This window comes from Alcanivorax profundi (assembly GCF_003597125.1).
GTDB classification, from domain to species: domain Bacteria; phylum Pseudomonadota; class Gammaproteobacteria; order Pseudomonadales; family Alcanivoracaceae; genus Alcanivorax; species Alcanivorax profundi.
Genome location: NZ_QYYA01000131.1, coordinates 1 through 432 on the forward strand (window position 1 = coordinate 1; position 432 = coordinate 432).

Annotated in this window: 1 protein-coding gene; it reads left to right on the top strand. The window is 43.3% G+C overall.

Going from position 1 to position 432, the window contains the following annotated elements; translation table 11 throughout:
* Positions 1 to 17 precede the first annotated feature (17 nt).
* On the top strand, positions 18 to 432 hold a 415-nt coding region (locus D4A39_RS19265; protein WP_233552535.1), incomplete at its 3' end, for a tyrosine-type recombinase/integrase.

The window sequence follows — 432 nt, forward strand, 5'->3', positions numbered from 1 at the left end:
ATGAGACGGGGATGCGATTGTCAGAGTTGATAGGACTTGATGTTGACGATGTGAACTTTATTAAAAAAGAGATAAAGATTACGGGTAAGGGAAACAAACAACGTATAGTTCCTTTTGGTGACGAGCTTAAAAATGCTCTTTCAGAATATTTGACTCTAAGAGCACAAAGGGTGATGGCTAAGTCTGGAGCTCTTTTGCTTGCGGATAGGGGCGGACGGATGAGTCCGGTTCAAGTCAGAGGAATCGTGAAGGAGAACCTCGCAAGGGTTTGCTCGTTGAAAAAGAAAAGTCCGCACGTGTTGAGGCACACGTTTGCTACTGCAATGTTGAATCATGGTGCTGGAATTGAAAGTTTAAAAAGACTGTTAGGACATGCGAAACTCTCGACGACCGAGATTTATACGCATACAACGTTTGAACAGTTGAAACGAG